A 21,360-nucleotide genomic window follows, 5' to 3' on the forward strand; every position below is an offset into this window, starting at 1 on the left:
GCAAAGTGTTCACCAAATCATCCTAGCTCTTTTGCTGTCCAATTGAGGAGCCCAGCCATGTTTCATCTGACCCGGCGGTTCCAGGCGGGTTTGCCGCTTTTCTGGCTCGCAGCCGGCCTTTTTGACAGTCCGATGCTGCTGGCGCTGCCGTCGCTGGCTCTTCTTGCCTGGCTGCTTCTGCGTCATCTACGCATCGTGCGCATGGTTGGCGTTGCGCCCTGGGCCAGCGTCGGCTTTGCACGCCATGTCATGGTCGATGATTTGATGCGTCTTTCGGCGCACGTGCTGCTGAGCCCGGTGCTTTATCTCTGCGGCGGGATCATCGGCGCCGCGCTGTAGAAATTTGCCGCGAGCGCTTTCCCCACGCGCTGGCCTCTGATAGGCCAAAGCCACATCTCGTGCCCTTTGGAGCCTTGCCATGACCGCACAGTTCAAGACCCTCGATGAACTCGACCTCGCCAATAAGGTCGTCCTGCTGCGCGCCGATCTCAATGTTCCCGTTGCCGATGGCAAGGTGACCGATGCCACCCGCATCGAGCGCCTGGTCCCCACGATCCGCGAGATCGTCAAGCACGACGCCAAAGTGGTGCTGCTGTCCCATTTCGGCCGCCCCAAGGGGAAGGTCGATCCTGAGTTTTCGCTCGAGCAAGTCTGCTCGGCCGTCGCCGATGAAACCGGCCATCCCGTGGGCTTTGTCGCGACTGATTGGGTCGATGTTTCCGAAGCCAAGAAAGCCATCGACGAGGCTCCCGCCGGCTCGGTTCTCGTTCTTGAAAACACCCGCTTTCATCCCGGCGAAGAAGAGAACGATGTCGAGCTTGCCAAGCGCATGGCGAGCCTTGGCGATGTCTATGTCAACGACGCCTTCTCCGCCGCGCACCGCGCCCACGCCTCGACCGAAGCCCTGGCGCACCTGCTGCCCGCCGCTGCTGGTCTTGCCATGCAGGGCGAACTTGAAGCGCTCGAAGCGGGTCTTGGCAAGCCCAAGAAGCCGGTTGTCGCCATTGTCGGTGGCGCCAAGGTCTCATCCAAGATCGACCTTCTCGAAAATCTCGTGACCAAGGTCGATGGCCTCGTCATCGGCGGCGGCATGGCCAACACGTTCCTCTTCGCGCAAGGGTATGGCGTTGGCAAATCGCTCTGCGAAAAGGATCTCGCCGATACCGCCCGCCGCATCATGGACAAGGCTGACAAGGCCAATTGCGCCATCATCCTGCCGGTCGATGCCGTCGTCTCCTGGCATTTCAAGGCCAATTCCCCGACGCGTCTTTATGGCGTCGATGCCGTTGATCCCGATGGCATGATCCTCGATATCGGCCCCCAGTCGATCGAACGCATCAATGCCGCGATCGACGATGCGCATACCGTCATCTGGAACGGCCCGGTCGGCGCCTTTGAAATGGAGCCCTTCGATGCGGGCACCGTCGCGATCGCCAAGCACGTCGCCAAGCGCACCCATGATGGTCACCTCGTTTCGGTCGCCGGTGGTGGCGACACGGTCGGAGCCCTCGCCCATGCCGGCGTCAAGGATGCCCTGACCTATGTGTCGACCGCCGGCGGCGCCTTCCTCGAATGGATGGAAGGCAAGCCCCTGCCAGGTGTCCAAGCGCTCAAGAAGTAAGCTTTTTGCCGGTCTCGACCGGGCGTGTGAAGTTGAAGGCAGAGATTTTATGAAAACCAGCGGCCGCGAAAACGCGGTCGCATTCTGACTCGTTCGGGTAATCGAGCACCGAGACCACTTCTGCATGGGGAAAATGCATTAGTGCATTGGCAAGCCAATCCTCCAGCACATCGGCAATGGTTGGCCTGGTCTCGCTTTCGATGGTCATTGCCATTGCATCATTGATGCTTTGATCTCTCCAGAGCATCTCTGCATGCTTCCGATTTTGCTCAGAGAAATTGCACCAAAGATATCCCTCCCTAACGATGCGACGCATGAGTTGCGGCTCTATACGGGTGCCAAATGCCAGGAAGACCTTATTCTTTCTCACGGTGCACTTTCTAATGCATCTGCCTTGTTCCAGTTTGCCATGGAAGAAAGGGTCTTGCCATTTGCACCCCGCATCCGAAGCGCCTATATCTCATCTGCTGCCCGGCGCGTGAGGACACACATATCCCCGGGGCCTTAATCGATCTCGAGGGAGCTGTCCCTGACCAGGCCCGTGGGCTTGGATATACGGCGCCCACCTACGTAAGTAGGTTCCCGGGATCAGATGTCCCACGGCCAGGGTGGCACAAAATTTTGCATGTCTGCAGAAGTGGTCCCGGCTTCGGATCAAAAAGCTGAAGACAAGACCGGAGCTGCAGCGCGCATGGGGAGTGACGGGATCGAGGCGGAAAAGGCGGGCCTGCGTATCGCCGCTCATGCCCGCCGCGAAGCCCTTTCCGATGATTTCCGCGCCCAAGCCTCGAAATCGATCGCCTTCCATTTCTTCGATAAGGTCGCCTTTGCGCCCGAAGATGCGATTGCCGGCTATTGGCGCATCCGCAACGAGGCCGATTGCCAACCCATTCTCGTCAAGCTGATGGATAGCGGACAAACGGTGCTTTTGCCTGTCGTCACTGGCGCAAATGAACCTTTGGAATTGCGCGTCTGGGCCCCCGATGCGCCGCTTTACGAAGCGGGCTTCGGCACCTTGGCTCCGGCCGATTCCGCGCCGCGTCGTGCGCCTGATCTTATCCTGATGCCCCTTCTCGGCTTCGATGCCACGGGCACACGCCTCGGCTATGGCGGCGGGTATTATGATCGGACCCTCGCCTCCCTCACCAATAAGCCGATGCTCATCGGTCTCGCCTTTGCCGCTCAAAGGCTTGAGGCCATCCCCCGGGAGCCCCATGACGTGCCGCTCGATGCGGTAATCACCGAACAGGGCGTCCAGTTTTTCGAGGCACGTGCATGAAATTTCTGTTTTTGGGCGATGTGGTGGGCCGCGCCGGGCGCGATGCAATTGCGGAACGGCTTCCCGGTCTCATCGCCCGGCATGGTTTTGATTTCGTCGTCATCAACGGCGAGAACGCCAGCCACGGCAAGGGCCTCATCGAGTCCCACTTTCATGCCCTGCGCGATGCCGGGGCCGATATCATCACCCTCGGCGATCATGCCTTCGACCAGCGCGAGGCCCTGAGTTATATCGAGCGCGAGCCGACCCTCATCCGCCCCATCAATTATGCGTCGGGCACGCCGGGCCGTGGCGCGATGCTGGTGGAGAGCCGCAAGGGCCATCGGGTTCTCGTGATCAATGCGCTTGGCCGCGTGTTCATGCCACCTATCGATGATCCTTTCCGCGCCGTGGATGGCGCAGTTGCCGATGCGCCCTTGGGCCAGGTGGCCGATGCCATCATCGTCGACTTCCACACCGAAGCGACCTCGGAAATCCAGGCCATGGGCCATTTCCTCGACGGCCGCGTCAGTTTGGTGGTTGGGACGCATACGCACCTACCGACCGCCGACCATCGCGTCCTCAAGGGTGGTACCGCCTTCATGGCCGATGCCGGTATGTGCGGCGATTTCGATTCCATCATCGGCACCGAAACCGAGGAGCCGCTCAATCGCTTCCTCACCGGTATTCCCAATGGCCGTTTCGTTCCGGCAGAGGGGGAAGCGACCCTCTGTGGTGTTGCCGTCGAAACCGATCCGCGAACTGGCCTAGCGCTAAAGGTGGCGCCGCTCAGGATTGGCGGCGTGCTGGCGCAGACCGAACCAGATTTCTGAGGTGTTTATGCTCAAAGCGATCGTGTCTATTCTCGCAACGACGATTTTCGTGGCTGGCGCCGTCGCCGCCGAACTGGTGCCCCTCGAGGTGATGTCGTCGCGACCCATCGTCGATCCGATTACCGGAACGCCGGTTGTCGAGATTACGCTCTCCGACGACGGCCGTGCGACCTTCGCTGAGTTTTCGAGCGAGAATGTCGGCAAGCGGGTCGATGTTCTGGTCGATGATGACGTGGTGACATCGCCCGTTATCCAGACGCCGCTCGATATGCGCGTGATGCACATTTCGGGGCTCGATACGATGGCCATTGCGACCGATATCGCGACGCGCCTTCGCGGCAAAAAGGCCCAGGTCTTCGTGCGCCCAACCGAAGACTAGACCCGCGCGTCCCGCTTCACAATTGATCAGCTTTTGCCTATAAGGCGCCACCAAAACAAAACTCACAAAAAATCGGAGTGCGAGAATGGCAGGCCATTCACACGCCAAGAACATCATGCACCGCAAGGGCAAGTCCGACGCGGTGCGCTCGAAGGTCTTCTCCAAGCTCGCCCGTGAAATCACCGTGGCGGCAAAGATGGGCATGCCCGACCCGGCATTTAACGCTCGCCTGCGTCTGGCTGTGACCAATGCCCGTTCGCAGTCCATGCCCAAGGACAATATCGATCGCGCCATCAAGAAGGCCATGGGCAGCGATGGCGAAAACTATGATGAAATCCGCTATGAGGGTTACGGCCCCGGTGGCGTCGCCGTCATCGTCGAAGCGCTGACCGACAATCGCAATCGCACCGCGTCGAACGTGCGCTCGTACTTCTCCAAGAACGGTGGCGCCCTCGGTGAAACCGGTTCGGTCGGCTTCATGTTTGATCGCGTCGGCGAAATCACCTATCCCGCAACGGTTGGCTCGGAAGACAAGGTCATGGAAGCCGCCATCGAGGCCGGCGCCGACGATGTCGAGAGCGACGAAGAAGGCCACTACGTCTATACGAGCTTTGAGACTATGGCCGAAGTCGCCGCCGCACTCGAAAAGGTGCTGGGCGAAGCTGAATCGGTGAAAGCCATCTGGCGCCCGCAGAACCAGACGCCGATCGACGCCGACAAGGGCGCGACGCTGATGAAGCTGATCGCCACGCTCGAAGAAGATGACGACGTCCAGAACGTCTATTCGAACTTCGACATGAGCGACGAAGACGCGGCCAAGCTGGCCGAGTGATCTTCGGTTGGAAGCGGATGACTTAAAAAGGTCCGGGTATGTCCCGGGCCTTTTTGCTTTGCCCGAGCCCGATGCTCTGCCATCTTTCCCATGGAGGACAAGCAGATGATCGTCATGCTCAACGGCTATCCCGGCGTCGGCAAGTTCACAATTGCCCAGGAACTGGCGCCGCTGATCGGTGGAAGGATGCTCGACATCCACACGATCTACAATGTCGCTTTTGCCCTTACCGAATTCAAATCACCCGAATTCATCAAGGCGGTCGAAGACGTGGAAGCCATCGCATACGATCTTGTCCGCAAGCTACCTGCCAATGTGCCCGTAGTGATGACGACCGTTCTGGCCGGTCGCAGCGAGTGGGGCGATGCCGAATGGGAGCGGCTTTTGGCACTTGGTCACGATCGGCCACCATTCTGCATGGTGCATCTCAGTTGCGCGCTCGACGAAAATATCCGCCGCATCCAGTCTGATGGTCGCGGCGCCAAGCGCAAACCGCGCGATGCTGAAATGGCGCGGCGTAATCAGAGCGAGGCCAAGCCGCTTCTTGGCGGTGACGTCGAGCAGTTTTTGGCGCTCGATGTCACCACCCTCGATCCACTCGAAGCGGCAACAAAGATCGCTGACTGGCTAAAAGGCGTCAGGCCGACTGCCTGAGATCGATTGGCGGGCTATCATAGGCGTGCATGACGACGGCGCGATTGCGGCCGGAATGTTTGGCGCCATAGAGCCGCTGGTCGGCAATGCGGAAAAGATCGGTGAAGCTCGCGGCGCCGGCGAACACCGCCCCACCGATGCTGACCGTCAACACATGCGGCTTGCCGCGCGGCGCAAAATGAGCGAGCTGCACGCCGCGCCGAATGCGCTCGGCCATGCTCTCGGTTTCCTTTTGATCAAGGCCGGGGAGATAGACGCCGAATTCCTCCCCGCCCATGCGGCCGATGAGATCGCCAGGCTTGAGCACAGAACGGATAGCGCGCGAGAGAATGGCGAGGGCTTCATCGCCCGCATCGTGACCGTGGAGGTCGTTGATGGCCTTGAAATTATCGGCGTCGATGATGAGCAGGGCGCCGGCAAGAGGACCTTCTGCTTCGAGAAGTTGGGTTTCGACCTTGGCAGTGAAGGCCCCCCGATTGAGGCATGAGGTCAGGCTATCGGTGCGGGCAACAAGGCCCAGCCGCCGGTTGATGACGGCCAGTGTTCGCAAGCGAAGCGAGAGATAAAGGAAAAGCGGCACGCCCAGCATGATGGGCAAGACGATGCCCGCCGTTATGCCGCGCCTTAGCGCTTCGTCGCCCATATTGGAAAACACCACGGCATTATAGGTCACCGAGACGATAACGCAGGCCAGCGGGCCGAAGATCGTCCACTTGGCGATGCTCGACCAGCTATGCATGGAATGGACCGTGCGCGGTGACAACATGCTGGCAACCTTTTACTCGAAAGAGAGGAGGGGCGGCGTTAGTCAGGCAGCTTGCGGCAGGGCGACGCGATCGCGTCCCCACTGTTTGGCTTGGTAGAGAAACTGGTCTGCTTCGCGATAGAGGTCGCGAAAACTCGTGGATTTGGCGTGGCTGCTGCCGCCAATGCTGACCGAAATCGGACAGGGCGTGCCATCAGGCATGAAGAGGATATCGGCCATGGCCGCGCGAATGCGTCCGGCAACAATAGCTGCTGCATCAAGCCCCATTCGTGGCAGATAGACCCCGAACTCTTCGCCACCGAGCCGCCCTGCAATACCATCGCTGCCCGTTGCCGTAGCGAGCACTCCGGCAATCTCGATCAGCGCCTCGTCGCCTTTGTCATGGCCGAAGCGATCGTTGATGGATTTGAAATGATCGACATCGAGCACCAGAAGTGTACCGGCGCCCTTCGATGACCCGCATTGCCGTTCGACCTTGAGGGTGAAGGCGCGGCGATTGAAGAGTCCCGTCAGCCCATCGACGCTCGCAAGGCGCATCAACTGGTCATTGGCAAAGCGCAGCTTTTCGCCGCCGAGCGCAAAGATGAACGTCATCGGACCGCCGATGCAGATGGGCACGATGATGGCGATGAGCAGGCCCGGCATGTTCACGCCGGCCGAAAATGTGCCCATGAACACGACGGTCGTGACGACGGACGCTGCGATCGATATGCCCAGAATGAGAAACGTCTTCCGGAAAATCCTCAGCCACGCTTGCCTTGGCAGCGTGGTCACCAGCCCCGTCATCATGCACAAATCGCCTCTGCGTCCCGCGAACAACCTAAGGCTCGGTTTGTGAATTCCCCGTTTCGTGTTTGGGTAAATTTTGAACTATCCACCTGATTGATGCGCTGGCAGTTTCTGTTTTGTTCACTTTGGCCTTGGTAGGGTGCACGAAACTGCTAGAAGGGCATCCATGAGCAAATCCGTGCGAATCATCGGCATCGATCCAGGCCTCCGGCGCTGTGGCTGGGGCATTGTCGATGCGCTCGATAATCGCCTGAGCTTTGTTGCGGCTGGAACGGTCACTCCGCCGATCGACGGCATGCTCGCGGACCGCCTTGCCCTATTGGCGGCAGGGCTCAAGGACGTCCTTGTTCAGTTTGACCCGATCGAAGCCGCCGTCGAAGAAACCTTCGTCAATGCTGGGCCGCGCTCGGCGCTGATCCTTGGCCAGGCGCGCGGTGTGGCGCTGGTGACGCCAGCGCAAAGTGGGCTCTATGTTGCAGAATATGCCACCAACCTCGTCAAGAAATCGGTGGTCGGTACTGGCCATGCCGATAAGAAGCAGGTGGAGCTAATGGTGCGGACCTTGCTGCCGACGGCGCAGTTCAAGGGCGCCGACGCGGCCGACGCGCTGGCCGTCGCCATTTGCCACGCACATCACCGGGTGTCGGCCCGCCGCATGGGAGCTCTTTTATGATCGGCAAGCTCAAGGGGCTCGTTGACAGTTTTGGCGACGATTGGGTTCTTATTGATTGCGGCGGCGTCTGTTACGAAGTGCACTGCTCGACGCGCACGCTGCAATCCCTGCCGCGCGTCGGTGAATCTGCCGTGGTCTTCATCGAGACAATCCTTCGCGAAGACCTGATCCGGCTTTTCGGCTTCGCGTCGGAAGCAGAAAAATCCTGGTTTCTGCTGCTCACCACAGTGCAGGGCGTCGGCGCCCGCGTCGCGCTGGCCATCCTCTCGGTGCTGTCGCCATCAGAACTCTCGAGTGCCATCGCTTTGCAGGATAAGGCCATGGTAGGTCGCGCTAATGGTGTCGGGCCCAAGCTGGCCGTGCGCATCGTCACCGAACTCAAGGGTAAGGTTCCCGCTCTTGGGGGTATCGATGCGGGAACGCTCGGTCTCCAGACTGCGCTCGGCGAAGGAGTGGCCAAGTCCAATGTTGCCGACGCCGTCTCCGCTCTGACCAATCTCGGCTATTCCAGCGCCCAAGCGTCTGCCGCGCTTGCCCGCGTGGTGGCGAAAGAGGGCGAGGACGCGGCGACCGAGAAGCTGATCCGGCTGGGTTTGCGGGAACTGAGCCAGTAATCCTTGCCTCAATCAACAATTCTTACTATTTTTGAAAGGTAAGGAGTTTTGAGAAATGTCTACTGCTACTATCACTAGCAAAGGCCAAATTACCTTGCCGAAAGACGTCCGCGAGGACCTTGGTCTTAAAGAAGGCGATAAGGTCGATTTCGAAAAGATAGGCGAGAGATACGTTATACGTCCCAGAAACCGTAGCGCTATTGAACTCGCCGGTGTTTTGCATCGACCCGGCATGCGTGCCATGACGGTGGAAGAGATGGATGAGGCCTTGGGAATTGCTTTGGCCTCCGACGACGAGCGTATTCGTGCTGGGCGTTGATACCAACGTTCTCGTCAGGTTTTTCGTCCGAGATGACGAGGACCAATTCTCGCAAGCTGAGCGTTTAATTGGCGGCGCTGGTAGTGGCACGCTTTTCATAAGTCCCATCGTGATGGTGGAACTCAATTGGGTCTTGCGCCGAGTTTACAGATATTCTCGCCAGGAAGTCATGGACGTTCTCCAAGGCATGACGGAATTCAGACAGTTTCAACTCGGTAAGCGTGAAATGATCACCGAAGCGTTGTCCCTCGCATCGGCCTCCGGCGTCGACTTCTCCGATGCATTGATTGCCTTGCTCGATCGTGAGGCGGGGTGCACGGCTACAGTGACATTCGATGTTAGGGCGCTGCGTTTAGAGCAGATGCTCGCGGTTGGCGAGGCTTTAAATTGACCGACCTAACGTCTCCCGTAGCCGAGCGCGATGGTTCGCTGGATGTTGCCCTGCGCCCATCCGGGTTTTCAGATTTCGTCGGTCAAGCCGATGCGCGGGCCAATCTTGAGGTCTTCATCGAGGCAGCCAAGAAGCGCGGCGCAGCGCTCGATCATGTGCTTTTTGTCGGCCCGCCAGGTCTGGGCAAGACGACGCTTGCGCAGATCATCGCCAAGGAATTGGGCGTCGGTTTTCGCGCCACCTCCGGCCCGGTCATTGCCAAGGCTGGAGATCTCGCTGCGCTCCTGACCAATCTCGAAGAGCGCGACGTTCTTTTCATCGACGAGATCCATCGCCTCAATCCGGCAATCGAAGAAGTCCTCTATCCCGCGATGGAAGATTTCCAGCTCGATCTCATTATCGGCGAAGGCCCAGCCGCGCGTTCGGTACGTATAGATCTCGCCAAGTTCACCCTGGTCGGCGCCACGACCCGCGCCGGACTTCTGACCACGCCGCTGCGCGATCGTTTCGGTATTCCCGTCCGGCTCAATTTCTATACGCCGCAGGAACTGGTCAAAATCGTCACCCGTGGCGCCCGGCTGATGGGTACCCCGATGTCCGCTGATGGCGCGCTCGAAATCGCCCGCCGCTCGCGCGGCACGCCCCGTATCGCCGGCCGTTTGTTGCGCCGCGTCATCGATTTTGCCCTGGTTGAAGGCGCGCCCGAGGTCAACAGCACACTCGCGGACAAGGCGCTGTTGCGTCTCGATGTCGATGCGCGTGGCCTCGATCAACTAGACCGGCGCTATCTCAACACCATTGTCGATTTTTACGGTGGCGGCCCCGTCGGCATCGAGACGATCGCGGCTGCCCTCAGCGAGCCGCGCGATGCGATCGAGGAAATCGTCGAGCCCTATCTCCTTCAGCAAGGTTTTATTCAGCGCACGCCGCGCGGCCGCATGCTCACCGCCATCGCTTTCCAGCATTTGGGCAAAACGGTGCCGCAGGGTTTTGTCGGCATGCAGCAAAGTCTTTTCGAGGAACCCGAGGGCGAGGCCTGATGGTCACGCTTCTGAGGCGCCTGTTTCACGCCTTCGGCGCCCATAGCTGGATCGGCGAGCCAGGCCTCGTCGTGCGGCACTATGCCCCGAAGCCACAGAATTGGCCGCAAGACCTGCCGCTCCGCATCGCCATGCTCAGCGATTTTCACATCGCCGAGCCATGGACGGGCTTGGATGCACTTCAAACCATCGTCAAAAACACCAACTCCCTCCAACCCGACATCGTCCTCCTGGTCGGCGATTTCGAAGAGGGGCCGCGCTTCAGCCGCCATCTCCCGCCTTCCGAATGGGCGCCGGTCTTGGCCAAGCTCAAATCGTCGCTCGGCACTTTTGCCGTTCTCGGCAATCATGACTATCCCCGCATCGCCCGTAAGCGCCATCGCGCCCTGCCAGCTCCAGCGGCAATGGGCGCGCTCGAGGCGGTGGGGATCAGGACGTTGATCAACGAAGCTATTCCGCTGCCATGGAATGAGAAAACCTTTTGGCTCCTTGGCCTCGGCGATCAGATCGCCGAATTCGAAGATGGCCGATCGCTCGCCGATCTCGATCGTACCCTGTCGCAAATGACCGATGACGCACCTGCCATCCTCATGGCCCACGAGCCGGACATTTTCCCGGAAGTCCCAGACCGTGTCAGCCTGACCCTCTCTGGCCACGTCCATCGTGGTCAGATCCGGTTCTTTGGTCATGCGCCCGTCGTGCCCTCGAAATATGGTCGCCGCTACCTTCATGGCCATATCGTCGAGACCGGTCGCCACCTCGTCGTCGGCGCGGGCCTTGGCCATTCCGGCGTGCCGCTGCGCTTCGATGCGCCGCCGGAAATCGTTCTCATCGAACTTGGAGGTCCAGCGTGACCGCACGCCACGTCCTGAGCTTTCCCATGAAGGAAGGCCGCTTCAATTTTCGCGTTGCGGGCATCATTATCGCAGAAGGCCATGTGCTCATCTGCCGTGAAGACGACGATGACTACGCCATGCTGCCCGGCGGACGCGTCGAGCTGGGCGAGGATAGCCGCCTCAGCCTCACCCGTGAAATGGCCGAAGAGCTCGCCATGCCGGCCGAAGTGGGCCCGATGATCGCGACTTCAGAAAGTTTTTATCGCCGCGAGGGCGAGAATTTTCACGAGCTCGGCTTTTTCTATGCCGTCACATTGCCAGGGCAGTGGCCCAACGGCACATCACCCTGGCTCGAACGTCAGGACGAAGGGCATTACCTGCAGTTTCACTGGGTGCCTCTAGAGGGCGGTGAACTCGAAAAGTTCAACCTTCTGCCCCGTTGGCTCCCCGATTTCCTGCGCGATCTGCCGACCGAATTGGATCACATCGTCTACGATGAGCGCGACGCGTGACCCCGCATCGCTTTCCCGTTCGCATCTACTACGAAGACACCGATTTTTCGGGAAACGTCTATCACGCCGCCTATCTCAAATTCTTCGAGCGCGGCCGCACCGAATTCTTGCGCGATCTCGGCATTCACCATAGTGCCCTGATGGAGCAGGGGCTTGCCTTTGCCGTGCGGCATATGGAAATCGACTTCATCGCCGCCGCCCGCATCGATAATCTGCTCACCGTCGAAACGCGCATTGCCGAGGCGACGGGCGTGCGTCTTGTGCTCGAACAGACACTTCTCCGTGACCGAATCGTGCTGACTTCGGCGCGTGTGACCGTCGTTTCCATTAAGATCGGCGGTGGTGCCGTGCGATTGCCGCAGGCGCTCAGATCCCGGCTCATGGGCGAAAGCTGACGCGATGCCACCGGCGGAGTCGGTTTTTTAACCTCTTGGTCACCATAATCGAGTCAAAGGGACCATTGCGTTGTGGTGCGGACCGAAAGGCCCGGATTGCAAAGCATTTCTCTTAATTTTGACAGATTCCGCCCCCATCGCACCCAGCATGGGGTCGGGCACTTGGGCCGGGCCAAAAGGATCACTTCATGGAAGCCATGGATGCAGTAGGAGCGGCCGCTCCGCATGCCGACCTGTCCATTTGGGGGCTGTTCTGGGCGGCGGATTTCGTCGTCAAGTCGGTCATGCTCGGCCTGCTCGGCGCTTCCGTCTGGTGCTGGGCCATCATCGTGGACAAGTCCATCGCCTATCGCCGCGTCGCCTCCGAGATGAACAATTTCGAAAAGACGTTCTGGTCGGGCCAGTCGCTCGAAGAACTTTACAAGCAGCAGTCCGAAAAATCCTCGGGTGGCATGGGCGCGGTGTTCGTTGCCGCCATGAAGGAATGGAAGCGTAGCCACGAGCAGAATGCGGCAAGTTTCGTCGGCATGCAGCAGCGCCTTGATAAGGTGCTTGATGTCGCTATCTCCCGCGAAAGCGAGTTCCTGGAAAAGCGCTTGGGCTTCCTCGCCACTGTCGGCTCAGCCGGTCCCTTCATCGGGCTCTTCGGCACCGTCTGGGGCATCATGAACGCCTTCACCAATATCGCGGCCTCGTCCTCGACCAATCTCGCGGTTGTCGCCGGCCCGATCGCCGAAGCGCTGTTTGCGACTGCCATCGGCCTCGTCGCCGCCATTCCCGCCGTTATAGCCTATAACAAGCTCTCTGCCGATGCCGGCAAGATGATCGGCCGCCTCGAAGGCTTTGCCGACGAGTTCTCGACTATCCTGAGCCGCCAGCTCGAAGCCCGGAGCCGCTGATATGGGCATGGGTGTATCAGGCGGTGGAGGCGGGGGCGGCGGACGCCGCCGTCGCGGTCGCCGGAAAGCGGTGATGAGCGAAATCAACATCACGCCGATGGTCGACGTGATGCTGGTGCTGCTGATCATCTTCATGGTCGCCGCGCCGATGATGACGGCCGGCGTGCCCGTCGACGTGCCCCAATCGGCCGCCGCAGATATGCCTAGCCAGACCCAGCCGGTGACGGTCGCCGTCACGCCGGAGGGCGCGATTTTTGTCGATGAAACTCCGGTCACAGAAGCCGATCTCGTCACGACCGTGTCCGGGCTTGCCACGCCCGAAGACCGCATCTTTCTGCGCGGCGATACCACGGCCAATTATGGCAGCGTGATGCGCGTCATGGGTCTTCTCTCTGCTGCCGGCTATGCCAAGATCGGTCTTGTCACCGAGCGTGGGCAATAGGACCGCCCATGCCGATGCGGATGGGCGTCATTGTTTCGGTTTCAGCCCACGTGCTGCTGATCGTGCTTGGTTTGATCAATCTGGGATCGACCGAGCCGCTGACGCCTGTCGAACCTTCGATTGCGGTCGATCTCGTACCAATCGACGATTTTAACAATATCCGCCGCGGCCAGCTCGATAGCACCGTCGTCGAAACCGATACGCCTTCAATCGCGGAAAGCGATCAGCCTGCCGAGCTGGCTCAGCCCACCGGCAATACCGAACAAGATCAGCCGACCCCGTCGCCGGCTGATGTGCCGACGCCTCGTCCGGTGACGCAGACCGCGCCCGCGCCAGAACCTGCTCCACAGCCTGAACCGACGCCCGAGCCGGCACCTGAGCCCGAGCCGGCCCCCGCCCCAACCCCTGAGCCGCCGCCAGAGCCGACACCAACGCCGCCCACACCAACTCCGCCTGTTCCGCAGACGCGGCCGCAACCAGCGCCGACGCCAGAGCCAACCCCAGCGCCGGAACCGACGCCCGAGCCGACCCCGGAACCAGCTCCAACGCCGGAACCGACACCTGAGCCAACGCCCGAACCCGCCCCGACGCCAGAACCTACAACACCTTCTGTCGCTGCGCCGACCCCGGCTGCGCGTCCGAGCAATCTTGCCCAGTTGCGCCAGCAATTCGCTGCCGCCGAAGCCGAGCGCAAGAAGCGCGAGGAAGAAGAGCGCCAGCGCCAGGCCGCAGCGCAGGCCGCGCAGAACCAGTCCCAGGCGCAGGCCGAGGCTCCGCGGCCGTCGCCGCCTGGCCCGACCGCACTTGATTCAAGCTTGGCCGACGACATCAGCGCCATCATCAACAATGCGCCATCGACCGGCGGCACGACCGGGCAGGGCGGTTCGCCGACGCTTGGCGACACTACTGGCACGTCGGCGACTCTCAGCCAGACCGAAATATCTGGCGTTCAGGCGCGCATAAAAAAATACTGGAACCTCCTGCCGAGCGATTTCAACAGCGGTCTGACCGTGGTCGTCCGGTTGAACCTCAACCGCGATGGATCGTTGAACGGTATTCCGCAGATCATCTCTTCCGACCCGTCGCCGCAGGGCCAGCAAATTGCGCGCGCCGCCCAGCGTGCGGTGGTGGCAGCCAGCCAGGATGGACCTTTTAACTTGTCGCCGGACGCCTTTGGCCAATGGCAAAATCTAGAACTTGAACTCAGACCCTGACCTTGAATTTGCCTAGGTGCTGGCCACAATTCGGCCCAAGGCGAAATTGGAGACATTCCTCATCATGACGCTTGTGACCCGTCGTTCTGCCCTCAAGCTTGGCTTAGCCGGTGGCGCATTGTTGGCAACTTCCCCCATGGCCATGGCCCAGCTGCGCATCGTCGTGGAAGGCGCCAATTTCCAGCCCTTGCCAATCGCGATCCCCGATTTTGCCTCGTCTGATCCGACGTTCGGGCGTGAGATCGCCGATATCGTGCGCAACAATCTGCGCCGTTCGGGCCTGTTCCTCCCGCTTGATCCGGCTTCGCTGCCGGTGCAGGTGGGTGATGTCAACGGCACGCCCGATTTCAACATCTGGCGCACCGCCAATGTTGATGCCCTCGTCATGGGCTCGGTCGAGCGCGGCGGACAGATCTCTTCCTCCGTCCGTGTCTGGGATACCCGGCAAGCCGCACAGGTTGTCGGCAAGAGCTATAATACCGATCCCAATTCGGCCCGCCGCGTTGGTCATATCGTCTCCGACGCCATCTATGAGCAGCTCGCCGGCGGTTCGGGCTATTTCGATACGCGCGTCATCTACGTTGCCGAAAGCGGTCCCAAGGCCAACCGCACGCGTCGCCTAGCGATCATGGATCAGGACGGCGCCAATATGCAGTACCTGACGGATGGCTCGTCCATGGCGCTGACGCCGCGCTTTGCGCCCAATGGCGATCTCGTCACCTATATGAACTTTGCCGATGGCAATCCGCAGGTCTATCTGCTGCAGCTTTCCTCGGGCCAGCAGCAGCGCCTCGCCAATGTCGGCGCTATGACCTTTGCCCCCCGTTTCTCGCCCGATGGCGGCACCGTGGTGTTCTCGGTCGAACAGTCCGGCGCGACCAATATCTATTCGGTCGGCACCGGTGGCGGCGCGCCATCGCAGCTCACGTCGGGATCGGCCATCGATACCGGCCCGTCCTTCTCCCCCGATGGCAGCCGCATCGTCTTTGAAAGCGACCGCGGTGGCTCGCCCCAGATCTATATGATGGGTGCTGGCGGCGGTAACGCGCAGCGCGTCAGCTTTGGCCAGGGCAGCTATTCGACCCCCGTCTGGTCTCCTAAGGGCGATCTCATCGCCTATACCCGCCAGTCCGGTGGCCAATTCCATATTGGCATCATGGCGCCAGATGGCTCGGGCGAGCGCTTGCTCTATTCGAGCTTCCATGCCGAAGGCCCAACCTGGGCGCCTAATGGCCGCGTCATCATGTTCTTCCAGGATCCGGGCGGTAATGACGGCCCGCGCCTGATGAGCGTCGATATCTGGGGCCGCAACCCCCAGACGATTTCGACCGATACCTATGCGTCAGATCCATCTTGGTCGGGTCTCCGCGCTTAAAAGGCAAACACGACATTGCGTTTGGTTGCAAAGAGGCCGTGCGCACAGGCGTCGGCCTCTTTTTCTTGGGCGTTAAGCTGCTGAAATGCTTGCCACTTAACCTTAACGTGATGGCGCACCGTCTCTGTGCCTATTTGGCAACGCCACGAAAAAGCCCGGATTTCCGCCACATTCGCGCCGCGATAGGCAAAGATTAACCATCTTAGCGAACCCGGCTTTAAGATTAAGCGCGGTAAATGCTGCCCTTAAGATTGTTGCCTTTTCTGGAGCTACCCGTGGCCATTCCCGCACCCATTTCGACCGCGTTGCGCGCTGCCGCGATGCTGTTTTTCGTCGTCGTCGTCGCCGCCTGTTCGCGCAGTTCCAATGATGCCGTCGGCCTGACCGGCGCCGGCAATCTCGGCCCGGGTGGCGGTGCCCCCGGCAGCCAGCAGGAATTCATCGTCACCGTCGGTGACCGCGTCTTCTTTGAAACCGATTCCAGCTCGCTGACATCGGAAGCCATGTCGACCCTCGACAAGCAGGCTGCCTGGCTCAACCAGTACCAGAACTATCGTATCCTGATCGAAGGCCATGCCGACGAACGCGGTACACGCGAATACAACATCGCTCTCGGCGCTCGCCGCGCCAATGTCGTCGTGAACTATCTCGTCTCCAAGGGCGTGAATGGTCAGCGCATCACCAACCAGTCCTTCGGCAAGGAACGTCCGGTTGCGATCTGTAACGACATCTCCTGCTGGAGCCAGAACCGCCGCGCCGTGACGGTCGTCCAGTAAGAAACAGCAATCCAGTCCAAAAAAACTGGAGGCAATGAGCGCCCGGCGCCACGAAAGTGGGCCGGGCGTTTTCTTTTGACCAAAATTGGCCTTTATCGAGAGGCCAATGATACCCATCTACGAAAGCGTCAGCCCGGACATCGGCTTCGGAGCGGCACTTCGCAGAGAACGGATAGCTGAAGCGCAACAGGCTGATCGAAACGATAGCGACGCGCTTTAGGCTAGGCAAAGACGGTTACGGAGAGACGGCTTGAAGCTGGGAACATTGAACAGAAGAGCGCGCGCGGGATTAATCGCCGTTGCGATGGGCCTTGGGATTTATGCGCCAGCCAATGCGCAGACCACGATCCTGCCCGGAGAATTGGGTGGCTTGAGCTACAACAATACCCAGCCCGATCGCATGCTGGTGGCCCAGGCCGATACCGCTCAGGTCCTGGTGCGTATCCAGCAGCTTGAAGAGCAGATCCGCTCGCTCAATGGCCAGGTGGAAGGCCTGACGTTCCAGCTCACCCAGATGCAGGAACTCGTCAACCGCATGCAGGAAGACAACGAATTCCGCTTCCAGCAATTGGAAGGTGGTGCTGGGGGAAAAACTGAAGCGGCGACCCAACCTGGTGGCGTGACGCCGCCCGAGGCGTCGCCGCAGACTCAAACCCAGCCGCAAATCCAGATCGAGCCCGCGACGCCAACCGGTGAAGATACGGTGCCACTGACGCAGATCCCCGAGCAGGGCGTGCGTCCTCTCCCGGGTGAAGCCGAGTTCGATCCGACCTTCAACGATTCCTCGGCCGCCCCGATGGATGATCTTGGCAATTCGGGCGATCCACTGGTGGGAACCGGCGCGACAGGCGCTGTCGATCTTGCGACCGGCCAACCGCTCGATCTCACCTATAATCCCAGCATCGTTTCGACGGGCGACGCGGACGCCGATGCGCAGTTCGCGGCGGGCTATGAAGCCATGGCTTCCAAAGACTATGCCTTTGCCGCTGATCAGTTCACCCAGTTCGTCTCGCTCTATCCCGATAATCCGCAGGTCACCGAGGCCTCCAACTGGCTTGGTGAAGCGCTGATACAGGAAGGGTCCTACGATCAGGCCGCCGAGGTCTTGCTCGATGCCTTCCAGAAGCAACCCGACAATCCGCGGGCCCGCGATATCCTTCTCAAGCTCGGGGTTGCCCTTTCCGGCGCCGGCGAGCGCGAAACCGCCTGCCGCACCTTTGCCGAGGTCGACAAGCGCTATACCGATCTGACCCCGGCTTTCGTCACGCGGCTCGCCGAGGAGAAAGCCAAGGCCAAATGTCCGCCAGCCTGACCCCGGACCTTTCCGATCCCACTACCCTGACCAGCCTCTTCTCGCCCCTTGCGAGCGAGGCTGGCGTGGGGCTGGCGGTCTCCGGCGGCCCCGATAGCCTCGCGCTCATGCTGCTCGTCAAGCGCTGGGCCGACATGCTGGCCACCCCGCCAAAGCTCGTGGTCTACAGCCTCGATCATGGCCTCCGCCCCGAAGCAGCCGACGAAGTCGTGATGGTCGGCGAAGAGGCTCAACGCCTGGGCCTCAATTTTCGCGGCCTCAAATGGGCCGATGAGCATCCCGAAACCGGTATTCAGGAAGCCGCCCGGCAAGCGCGCTACCGTCTCATCGGCGAAGCCATGGCCGAAGACGGGATTTCGCTCCTCGTCACGGCCCATCACCGCGCTGACCAAGCCGAAACCATTTTGATGCGCCTCGCCCATGGCAGTGGCCTCGATGGTCTCAAGGGCATGGTGCGCCTCGCCGAAGTCGAGGGCGTCCGCGTTTTTCGTCCGCTTCTCGATGTCGAACCCGCTGCGCTTGTCGCCATTGTCGACGAGGCGGGTCTCACAGCCGTTCACGACCCATCCAACGATGACGAGGATTACGAGCGCATCCGCTGGCGACGGCTCCTTCCCGCCCTCGCCAAGGAAGGGCTCGACGGCGCCTCTCTATCGCGCTTTGCCGCCCGCATGGCCGAGGCCGACGCCGCCCTCAGCAATCTCGCCGATGCTGCCTTTGCCGAACTCGTTGGCTTCGATGGCTTTGGCGCCGCGACGCTTCCCCTTGCCGCGCTCTCGCAGCTTGGCCCCGCCACCGGTCGTCGTGTTTTGAGCCGCATCCTGACTGTCGTCGGCGGCCGGCAAAAGCCGCGCGCCCTTGGCCAGGTCGAGCGCCTCTTCGACCAGATTGCGACCGACACCCTACCCAAGGGCACTACGCTTCTGGGCACGGTCATTCGGGTGAAAGATGAAAAACTCGTCGTTGCGCGCGAGCCGGGCAGGGCGCTGCCCAGCGACATCCTCCTCCCGCCGCGCGAAACCCTGGTCTGGGACGATCGCTTTGCCATTTTCAACCGCTCGAGCGAAACCGGCCTCATCGCCGCCGCGACGGACTTCTTCCCCCGCCATCGGCTCGAAGAAGTGCTCGGCTTCAAGGTGACCACCCCGGCCGAAGCCATCCGTACTGCGCCCATCGTGCGTGACGCGGAGGGCGCCGTTCTTTCCCTCGGCGGCTGGTCGTTCGACGAGCGCGTCGAGGTAACGGTAATCACCGACTGATCCGCCCGAGCACGGGTGCCAAGCCTCCTATGATCCAATAGTTCTTTTGGCACTTTGCGACCGGAACCTGCGCAAGCCACACCCCGTTAACCTCGTCGCGACAATATGACTGGACGTATAGGGGCGTAGGCCGCAGGTCTTGCCCTTGTAACGCCCCAATGGGGGCCTTACATTCGGCCCAATGCTGCCGCTTCGCGCGCTGCCTCCCCCGGGACAGGATTGATGAACGGAAATTTCCGCAACTTTGCCATCTGGCTAGTCATACTTTTTATGCTGATGGGCCTGTTCCAGGTCTTTCAGTCGTCTACGCGCACCATGTCGGTGGGCGAAAAGACCTATAGCCAGTTTATCAGCGATGTCGCCGCCGGCCGCGTGTCGAGCGTGACGATCACCGACGATGTCGTTTCCGGCGTGCTTAATGACAGCACCCGTTTCGAAACGGTCATCCCTGCCGGTGCCGATATTATTTCGCGCCTCGAAGCGGAAAATGTCTCGATCACGGCACGCGCTCCGGAATCGAGCCCGTTCTGGTCGATCCTCTTGTCGTCCTGGCTCCCGTTCATCGTCATCATCGGCGTGTGGTTCTTCTTCATACGCCAGATGCAGGGCGGTGGTCGTGGCGGCGCCATGGGCTTTGGCAAATCGCGCGCCAAATTGCTGACGGAGACGCAGGGCAAGATCACCTTCGAGGACGTTGCTGGCGTCGATGAAGCCAAGCAGGATCTCGAGGAAATCGTCGAATTCCTTCGTGATCCCGGCAAGTTTCAGCGTCTCGGCGGCAAGATCCCGCGCGGCGTGCTGCTCGTCGGCCCTCCGGGTACCGGTAAGACCCTGCTTGCCCGCTCGGTTGCTGGCGAAGCCAATGTGCCGTTCTTCACCATTTCGGGTTCCGACTTCGTGGAAATGTTCGTCGGTGTGGGCGCCAGCCGCGTCCGCGACATGTTCGAACAGGCGAAGAAGAATGCCCCGTGCATCATTTTCATCGACGAAATCGACGCCGTCGGTCGCCAGCGTGGCGCCGGTCTTGGTGGCGGTAACGACGAACGCGAACAAACCCTCAACCAGCTCCTTGTCGAGATGGATGGCTTTGAAGCCAATGAAGGCATCATCCTGATAGCCGCGACCAACCGTCCCGACGTTCTCGATCCTGCCCTGCTGCGTCCGGGCCGTTTCGACCGTCAGGTCGTCGTGCCGAACCCCGACGTGTCGGGCCGCGAAAAAGTCCTCAAGGTCCACGTCCGTAAGGTGCCGCTGGCTCCAGACGTCGATTTGAAGGTTCTGGCACGTGGTACGCCTGGTTTTTCGGGTGCAGACCTGATGAACCTCGTCAACGAAGCCGCTCTGATGGCCGCGCGCAAAAATAAGCGTTTTGTCACCCATCAGGAATTCGAAGACGCCAAGGACAAGATCATGATGGGCGCCGAGCGCCGCACCATGGCCATGACCGACGACGAAAAGAAGCTGACCGCCTATCACGAAGCAGGCCACGCCATCATCGCGCTCAAAGTTGCCGGCATCGATCCGATCCACAAGGCCACCATCATCCCACGCGGTCGCGCACTGGGCATGGTGATGACCCTGCCGGAGAACGACACCTATTCGTTCAGCCGTGAAAAGGCCCTTGCTCGCCTCACCATGCTCTTCGGTGGTCGCGAAGCCGAGATCATCAAGTTTGGTCCGGCCAAGGTCACCTCGGGCGCATCGGGCGATATCCAGATGGCAACCAGCCTTGCCCGCTCCATGGTCATGGAATGGGGCATGAGCGAGCGTCTTGGTCGCGTACGGTACAAGTCGAACGACCAGGAAGTCTTCCTTGGTCACTCGGTGACCCAGTCCAACAATATGTCGGACGAGACCGCCAAGCTGATCGACGAAGAAGTTCGCAAGCTTATCGAAGATGGTGAAGCCTCCGCTCGCGATATCCTGACCACCTATAACGATCAGTGGGAAGCCATCGCACAGGCTCTCCTCGAGTTCGAAACCCTGACCGGCGACGAACTGCGCGCCCTGATGGATGGCAAGCAGCCGGTGCGTCCAGATGACAATGGTCCATCTACGCCAAAGGCAACCGGCGTGCCGACTGCCGGCAAGTCGGGCAAGAAGCGCCCTGACTCCCCGCCTGAGCCAGGCATGGAGCCCCAGCCGGAAAGCTGAGGCAAAAATTGAAAGGG

The 21,360-nt window shown here is 60.6% G+C and carries 26 protein-coding genes and 1 other RNA gene; 24 read left to right on the forward strand and 3 right to left on the reverse strand.

The window, feature by feature from the left end; genetic code table 11:
• The first annotated feature begins 57 nt into the window (after nucleotides 1-57).
• Nucleotides 58-339: a hypothetical protein gene (locus ASE94_RS03560; protein WP_061909426.1), complete on the forward strand. Its 282-nt coding sequence runs from the start codon at nucleotides 58-60 to the stop codon at nucleotides 337-339.
• Nucleotides 340-418: 79 nt separating this feature from the next.
• Nucleotides 419-1,621 (forward strand): phosphoglycerate kinase, encoded by a 1,203-nt coding sequence (locus tag ASE94_RS03565; RefSeq protein ID WP_061909424.1) that lies wholly within the window; start codon nucleotides 419-421, stop codon nucleotides 1,619-1,621.
• Here ASE94_RS03565 and ASE94_RS03570 read toward each other — a convergent pair.
• The gene (locus ASE94_RS03570; protein WP_210166229.1) at nucleotides 1,611-1,937 is read right to left on the reverse strand and encodes a hypothetical protein; all 327 of its coding nucleotides are present in this window, start codon (nucleotides 1,935-1,937) and stop codon (nucleotides 1,611-1,613) included. The genes ASE94_RS03565 and ASE94_RS03570 overlap by 11 nt on opposite strands.
• Before the next feature lie 145 nt (nucleotides 1,938-2,082).
• Here ASE94_RS03570 and ssrS point away from each other — a divergent pair.
• The 6 genes from ssrS (at nucleotide 2,083) to ASE94_RS03600 (ending at nucleotide 5,577) form a co-directional block, all read left to right on the forward strand.
• Nucleotides 2,083-2,240, forward strand: a non-coding RNA gene (gene ssrS, locus ASE94_RS03575) — 6S RNA.
• Between the two features lie 6 nt (nucleotides 2,241-2,246).
• Nucleotides 2,247-2,900, forward strand: coding sequence for a 5-formyltetrahydrofolate cyclo-ligase (locus ASE94_RS03580; RefSeq protein ID WP_062629228.1), 654 nt, complete (start codon nucleotides 2,247-2,249; stop codon nucleotides 2,898-2,900).
• Nucleotides 2,897-3,712, forward strand: a complete 816-nt coding sequence (locus tag ASE94_RS03585; protein ID WP_062629229.1) for a TIGR00282 family metallophosphoesterase — start codon at nucleotides 2,897-2,899, stop codon at nucleotides 3,710-3,712. Before ASE94_RS03580 ends, ASE94_RS03585 begins: the two co-directional genes overlap by 4 nt.
• A gap of 7 nt (nucleotides 3,713-3,719) precedes the next feature.
• Nucleotides 3,720-4,091: a hypothetical protein gene (locus ASE94_RS03590; protein WP_062629230.1), complete on the forward strand. Its 372-nt coding sequence runs from the start codon at nucleotides 3,720-3,722 to the stop codon at nucleotides 4,089-4,091.
• Between the two features lie 85 nt (nucleotides 4,092-4,176).
• Nucleotides 4,177-4,923, forward strand: a complete 747-nt coding sequence (locus ASE94_RS03595; protein ID WP_061909418.1) for a YebC/PmpR family DNA-binding transcriptional regulator — start codon at nucleotides 4,177-4,179, stop codon at nucleotides 4,921-4,923.
• A 105-nt stretch (nucleotides 4,924-5,028) separates the two neighbouring features.
• Entirely contained in the window at nucleotides 5,029-5,577 is a 549-nt protein-coding gene (locus ASE94_RS03600) for an AAA family ATPase (protein ID WP_062629262.1), read from the forward strand.
• Here ASE94_RS03600 and ASE94_RS03605 read toward each other — a convergent pair.
• Together ASE94_RS03605 and ASE94_RS03610 are read right to left on the reverse strand one after the other, a co-directional pair.
• Nucleotides 5,561-6,343, reverse strand: coding sequence for a GGDEF domain-containing protein (locus ASE94_RS03605; RefSeq protein ID WP_061909413.1), 783 nt, complete (start codon nucleotides 6,341-6,343; stop codon nucleotides 5,561-5,563). The genes ASE94_RS03600 and ASE94_RS03605 overlap by 17 nt on opposite strands.
• Before the next feature lie 42 nt (nucleotides 6,344-6,385).
• Entirely contained in the window at nucleotides 6,386-7,132 is a 747-nt protein-coding gene (locus ASE94_RS03610) for a GGDEF domain-containing protein (protein WP_062629231.1), read from the reverse strand.
• 166 nt (nucleotides 7,133-7,298) lie between these two features.
• Between ASE94_RS03610 and ruvC the strand changes: the two genes are divergently transcribed.
• From ruvC to ftsH, 16 genes are all read left to right on the forward strand, one after another.
• Nucleotides 7,299-7,805, forward strand: coding sequence for a crossover junction endodeoxyribonuclease RuvC (gene ruvC, locus ASE94_RS03615; RefSeq protein ID WP_062629232.1), 507 nt, complete (start codon nucleotides 7,299-7,301; stop codon nucleotides 7,803-7,805).
• Entirely contained in the window at nucleotides 7,802-8,419 is a 618-nt protein-coding gene (gene ruvA / locus ASE94_RS03620) for a Holliday junction branch migration protein RuvA (protein ID WP_062629233.1), read from the forward strand. Before ruvC ends, ruvA begins: the two co-directional genes overlap by 4 nt.
• Nucleotides 8,420-8,474: 55 nt before the next feature.
• Nucleotides 8,475-8,738, forward strand: coding sequence for an AbrB/MazE/SpoVT family DNA-binding domain-containing protein (locus tag ASE94_RS03625; RefSeq protein ID WP_062629234.1), 264 nt, complete (start codon nucleotides 8,475-8,477; stop codon nucleotides 8,736-8,738).
• A complete protein-coding gene (locus ASE94_RS03630) occupies nucleotides 8,725-9,129 on the forward strand; it encodes a type II toxin-antitoxin system VapC family toxin (RefSeq protein ID WP_062629235.1) in 405 nt (134 codons plus the stop codon). Before ASE94_RS03625 ends, ASE94_RS03630 begins: the two co-directional genes overlap by 14 nt.
• On the forward strand, nucleotides 9,126-10,169 hold the full coding sequence (gene ruvB / locus ASE94_RS03635) for a Holliday junction branch migration DNA helicase RuvB (RefSeq protein ID WP_062629236.1): 1,044 nt from the start codon (nucleotides 9,126-9,128) through the stop codon (nucleotides 10,167-10,169). The genes ASE94_RS03630 and ruvB overlap by 4 nt, the downstream gene beginning before the upstream one ends.
• Complete coding sequence (locus ASE94_RS03640; protein WP_062629237.1) at nucleotides 10,169-11,023, forward strand: metallophosphoesterase; 855 nt, start codon at nucleotides 10,169-10,171, stop codon at nucleotides 11,021-11,023. Before ruvB ends, ASE94_RS03640 begins: the two co-directional genes overlap by 1 nt.
• The gene (locus ASE94_RS03645) at nucleotides 11,020-11,517 is read left to right on the forward strand and encodes an NUDIX domain-containing protein (RefSeq protein WP_156351814.1); all 498 of its coding nucleotides are present in this window, start codon (nucleotides 11,020-11,022) and stop codon (nucleotides 11,515-11,517) included. The genes ASE94_RS03640 and ASE94_RS03645 overlap by 4 nt, the downstream gene beginning before the upstream one ends.
• Nucleotides 11,514-11,912 (forward strand): tol-pal system-associated acyl-CoA thioesterase, encoded by a 399-nt coding sequence (gene ybgC, locus ASE94_RS03650; RefSeq protein ID WP_062629239.1) that lies wholly within the window; start codon nucleotides 11,514-11,516, stop codon nucleotides 11,910-11,912. The genes ASE94_RS03645 and ybgC overlap by 4 nt, the downstream gene beginning before the upstream one ends.
• Nucleotides 11,913-12,109: 197 nt before the next feature.
• The gene (tolQ, locus tag ASE94_RS03655; protein ID WP_061909789.1) at nucleotides 12,110-12,811 is read left to right on the forward strand and encodes a protein TolQ; all 702 of its coding nucleotides are present in this window, start codon (nucleotides 12,110-12,112) and stop codon (nucleotides 12,809-12,811) included.
• Nucleotide 12,812: 1 nt separating this feature from the next.
• Nucleotides 12,813-13,253 carry a biopolymer transporter ExbD gene (locus ASE94_RS03660; RefSeq protein WP_061909394.1) on the forward strand — a complete coding sequence of 147 codons (441 nt, stop codon included), beginning with the start codon at nucleotides 12,813-12,815 and terminating at the stop codon, nucleotides 13,251-13,253.
• An 8-nt stretch (nucleotides 13,254-13,261) separates the two neighbouring features.
• Entirely contained in the window at nucleotides 13,262-14,467 is a 1,206-nt protein-coding gene (locus tag ASE94_RS21235) for a hypothetical protein (RefSeq protein WP_062629240.1), read from the forward strand.
• 64 nt (nucleotides 14,468-14,531) lie between these two features.
• A complete protein-coding gene (gene tolB, locus ASE94_RS03670; protein WP_062629263.1) occupies nucleotides 14,532-15,842 on the forward strand; it encodes a Tol-Pal system beta propeller repeat protein TolB in 1,311 nt (436 codons plus the stop codon).
• A gap of 320 nt (nucleotides 15,843-16,162) precedes the next feature.
• On the forward strand, nucleotides 16,163-16,618 hold the full coding sequence (gene pal, locus ASE94_RS03675; protein WP_244483946.1) for a peptidoglycan-associated lipoprotein Pal: 456 nt from the start codon (nucleotides 16,163-16,165) through the stop codon (nucleotides 16,616-16,618).
• A 265-nt stretch (nucleotides 16,619-16,883) separates the two neighbouring features.
• Complete coding sequence (ybgF, locus tag ASE94_RS03680; RefSeq protein WP_156351816.1) at nucleotides 16,884-17,930, forward strand: tol-pal system protein YbgF; 1,047 nt, start codon at nucleotides 16,884-16,886, stop codon at nucleotides 17,928-17,930.
• Complete coding sequence (gene tilS, locus ASE94_RS03685) at nucleotides 17,915-19,189, forward strand: tRNA lysidine(34) synthetase TilS (RefSeq protein ID WP_062629242.1); 1,275 nt, start codon at nucleotides 17,915-17,917, stop codon at nucleotides 19,187-19,189. Before ybgF ends, tilS begins: the two co-directional genes overlap by 16 nt.
• 222 nt (nucleotides 19,190-19,411) lie before the next feature.
• Nucleotides 19,412-21,343 carry an ATP-dependent zinc metalloprotease FtsH gene (ftsH, locus tag ASE94_RS03690; protein ID WP_061909384.1) on the forward strand — a complete coding sequence of 644 codons (1,932 nt, stop codon included), beginning with the start codon at nucleotides 19,412-19,414 and terminating at the stop codon, nucleotides 21,341-21,343.
• Nucleotides 21,344-21,360 lie beyond the last annotated feature (17 nt).

Source organism: Devosia sp. Leaf64, assembly GCF_001421945.1.
Classification (GTDB): domain Bacteria; phylum Pseudomonadota; class Alphaproteobacteria; order Rhizobiales; family Devosiaceae; genus Devosia.

Bases quoted from the DNA above. Each gene is read 5' to 3' on its own strand.
- ASE94_RS03560 (WP_061909426.1), top strand. From the start codon at position 58: ATGTTTCATCTGACCCGGCGGTTCCAGGCGGGTTTGCCGCTTTTCTGG.
- ASE94_RS03565 (WP_061909424.1), top strand. From the start codon at position 419: ATGACCGCACAGTTCAAGACCCTCGATGAACTCGACCTCGCCAATAAG.
- ASE94_RS03570 (WP_210166229.1), bottom strand. From the start codon at position 1,937: ATGCGTCGCATCGTTAGGGAGGGATATCTTTGGTGCAATTTCTCTGAG.
- ASE94_RS03580 (WP_062629228.1), top strand. From the start codon at position 2,247: ATGTCTGCAGAAGTGGTCCCGGCTTCGGATCAAAAAGCTGAAGACAAG.
- ASE94_RS03585 (WP_062629229.1), top strand. From the start codon at position 2,897: ATGAAATTTCTGTTTTTGGGCGATGTGGTGGGCCGCGCCGGGCGCGAT.
- ASE94_RS03590 (WP_062629230.1), top strand. From the start codon at position 3,720: ATGCTCAAAGCGATCGTGTCTATTCTCGCAACGACGATTTTCGTGGCT.
- ASE94_RS03595 (WP_061909418.1), top strand. From the start codon at position 4,177: ATGGCAGGCCATTCACACGCCAAGAACATCATGCACCGCAAGGGCAAG.
- ASE94_RS03600 (WP_062629262.1), top strand. From the start codon at position 5,029: ATGATCGTCATGCTCAACGGCTATCCCGGCGTCGGCAAGTTCACAATT.
- ASE94_RS03605 (WP_061909413.1), bottom strand. From the start codon at position 6,343: ATGTTGTCACCGCGCACGGTCCATTCCATGCATAGCTGGTCGAGCATC.
- ASE94_RS03610 (WP_062629231.1), bottom strand. From the start codon at position 7,132: ATGATGACGGGGCTGGTGACCACGCTGCCAAGGCAAGCGTGGCTGAGG.
- ruvC (WP_062629232.1), top strand. From the start codon at position 7,299: ATGAGCAAATCCGTGCGAATCATCGGCATCGATCCAGGCCTCCGGCGC.
- ruvA (WP_062629233.1), top strand. From the start codon at position 7,802: ATGATCGGCAAGCTCAAGGGGCTCGTTGACAGTTTTGGCGACGATTGG.
- ASE94_RS03625 (WP_062629234.1), top strand. From the start codon at position 8,475: ATGTCTACTGCTACTATCACTAGCAAAGGCCAAATTACCTTGCCGAAA.
- ASE94_RS03640 (WP_062629237.1), top strand. From the start codon at position 10,169: ATGGTCACGCTTCTGAGGCGCCTGTTTCACGCCTTCGGCGCCCATAGC.
- tolQ (WP_061909789.1), top strand. From the start codon at position 12,110: ATGGATGCAGTAGGAGCGGCCGCTCCGCATGCCGACCTGTCCATTTGG.
- ASE94_RS03660 (WP_061909394.1), top strand. From the start codon at position 12,813: ATGGGCATGGGTGTATCAGGCGGTGGAGGCGGGGGCGGCGGACGCCGC.
- ASE94_RS21235 (WP_062629240.1), top strand. From the start codon at position 13,262: ATGCCGATGCGGATGGGCGTCATTGTTTCGGTTTCAGCCCACGTGCTG.
- tolB (WP_062629263.1), top strand. From the start codon at position 14,532: ATGACGCTTGTGACCCGTCGTTCTGCCCTCAAGCTTGGCTTAGCCGGT.
- pal (WP_244483946.1), top strand. From the start codon at position 16,163: ATGCTGTTTTTCGTCGTCGTCGTCGCCGCCTGTTCGCGCAGTTCCAAT.
- tilS (WP_062629242.1), top strand. From the start codon at position 17,915: ATGTCCGCCAGCCTGACCCCGGACCTTTCCGATCCCACTACCCTGACC.
- ftsH (WP_061909384.1), top strand. From the start codon at position 19,412: ATGAACGGAAATTTCCGCAACTTTGCCATCTGGCTAGTCATACTTTTT.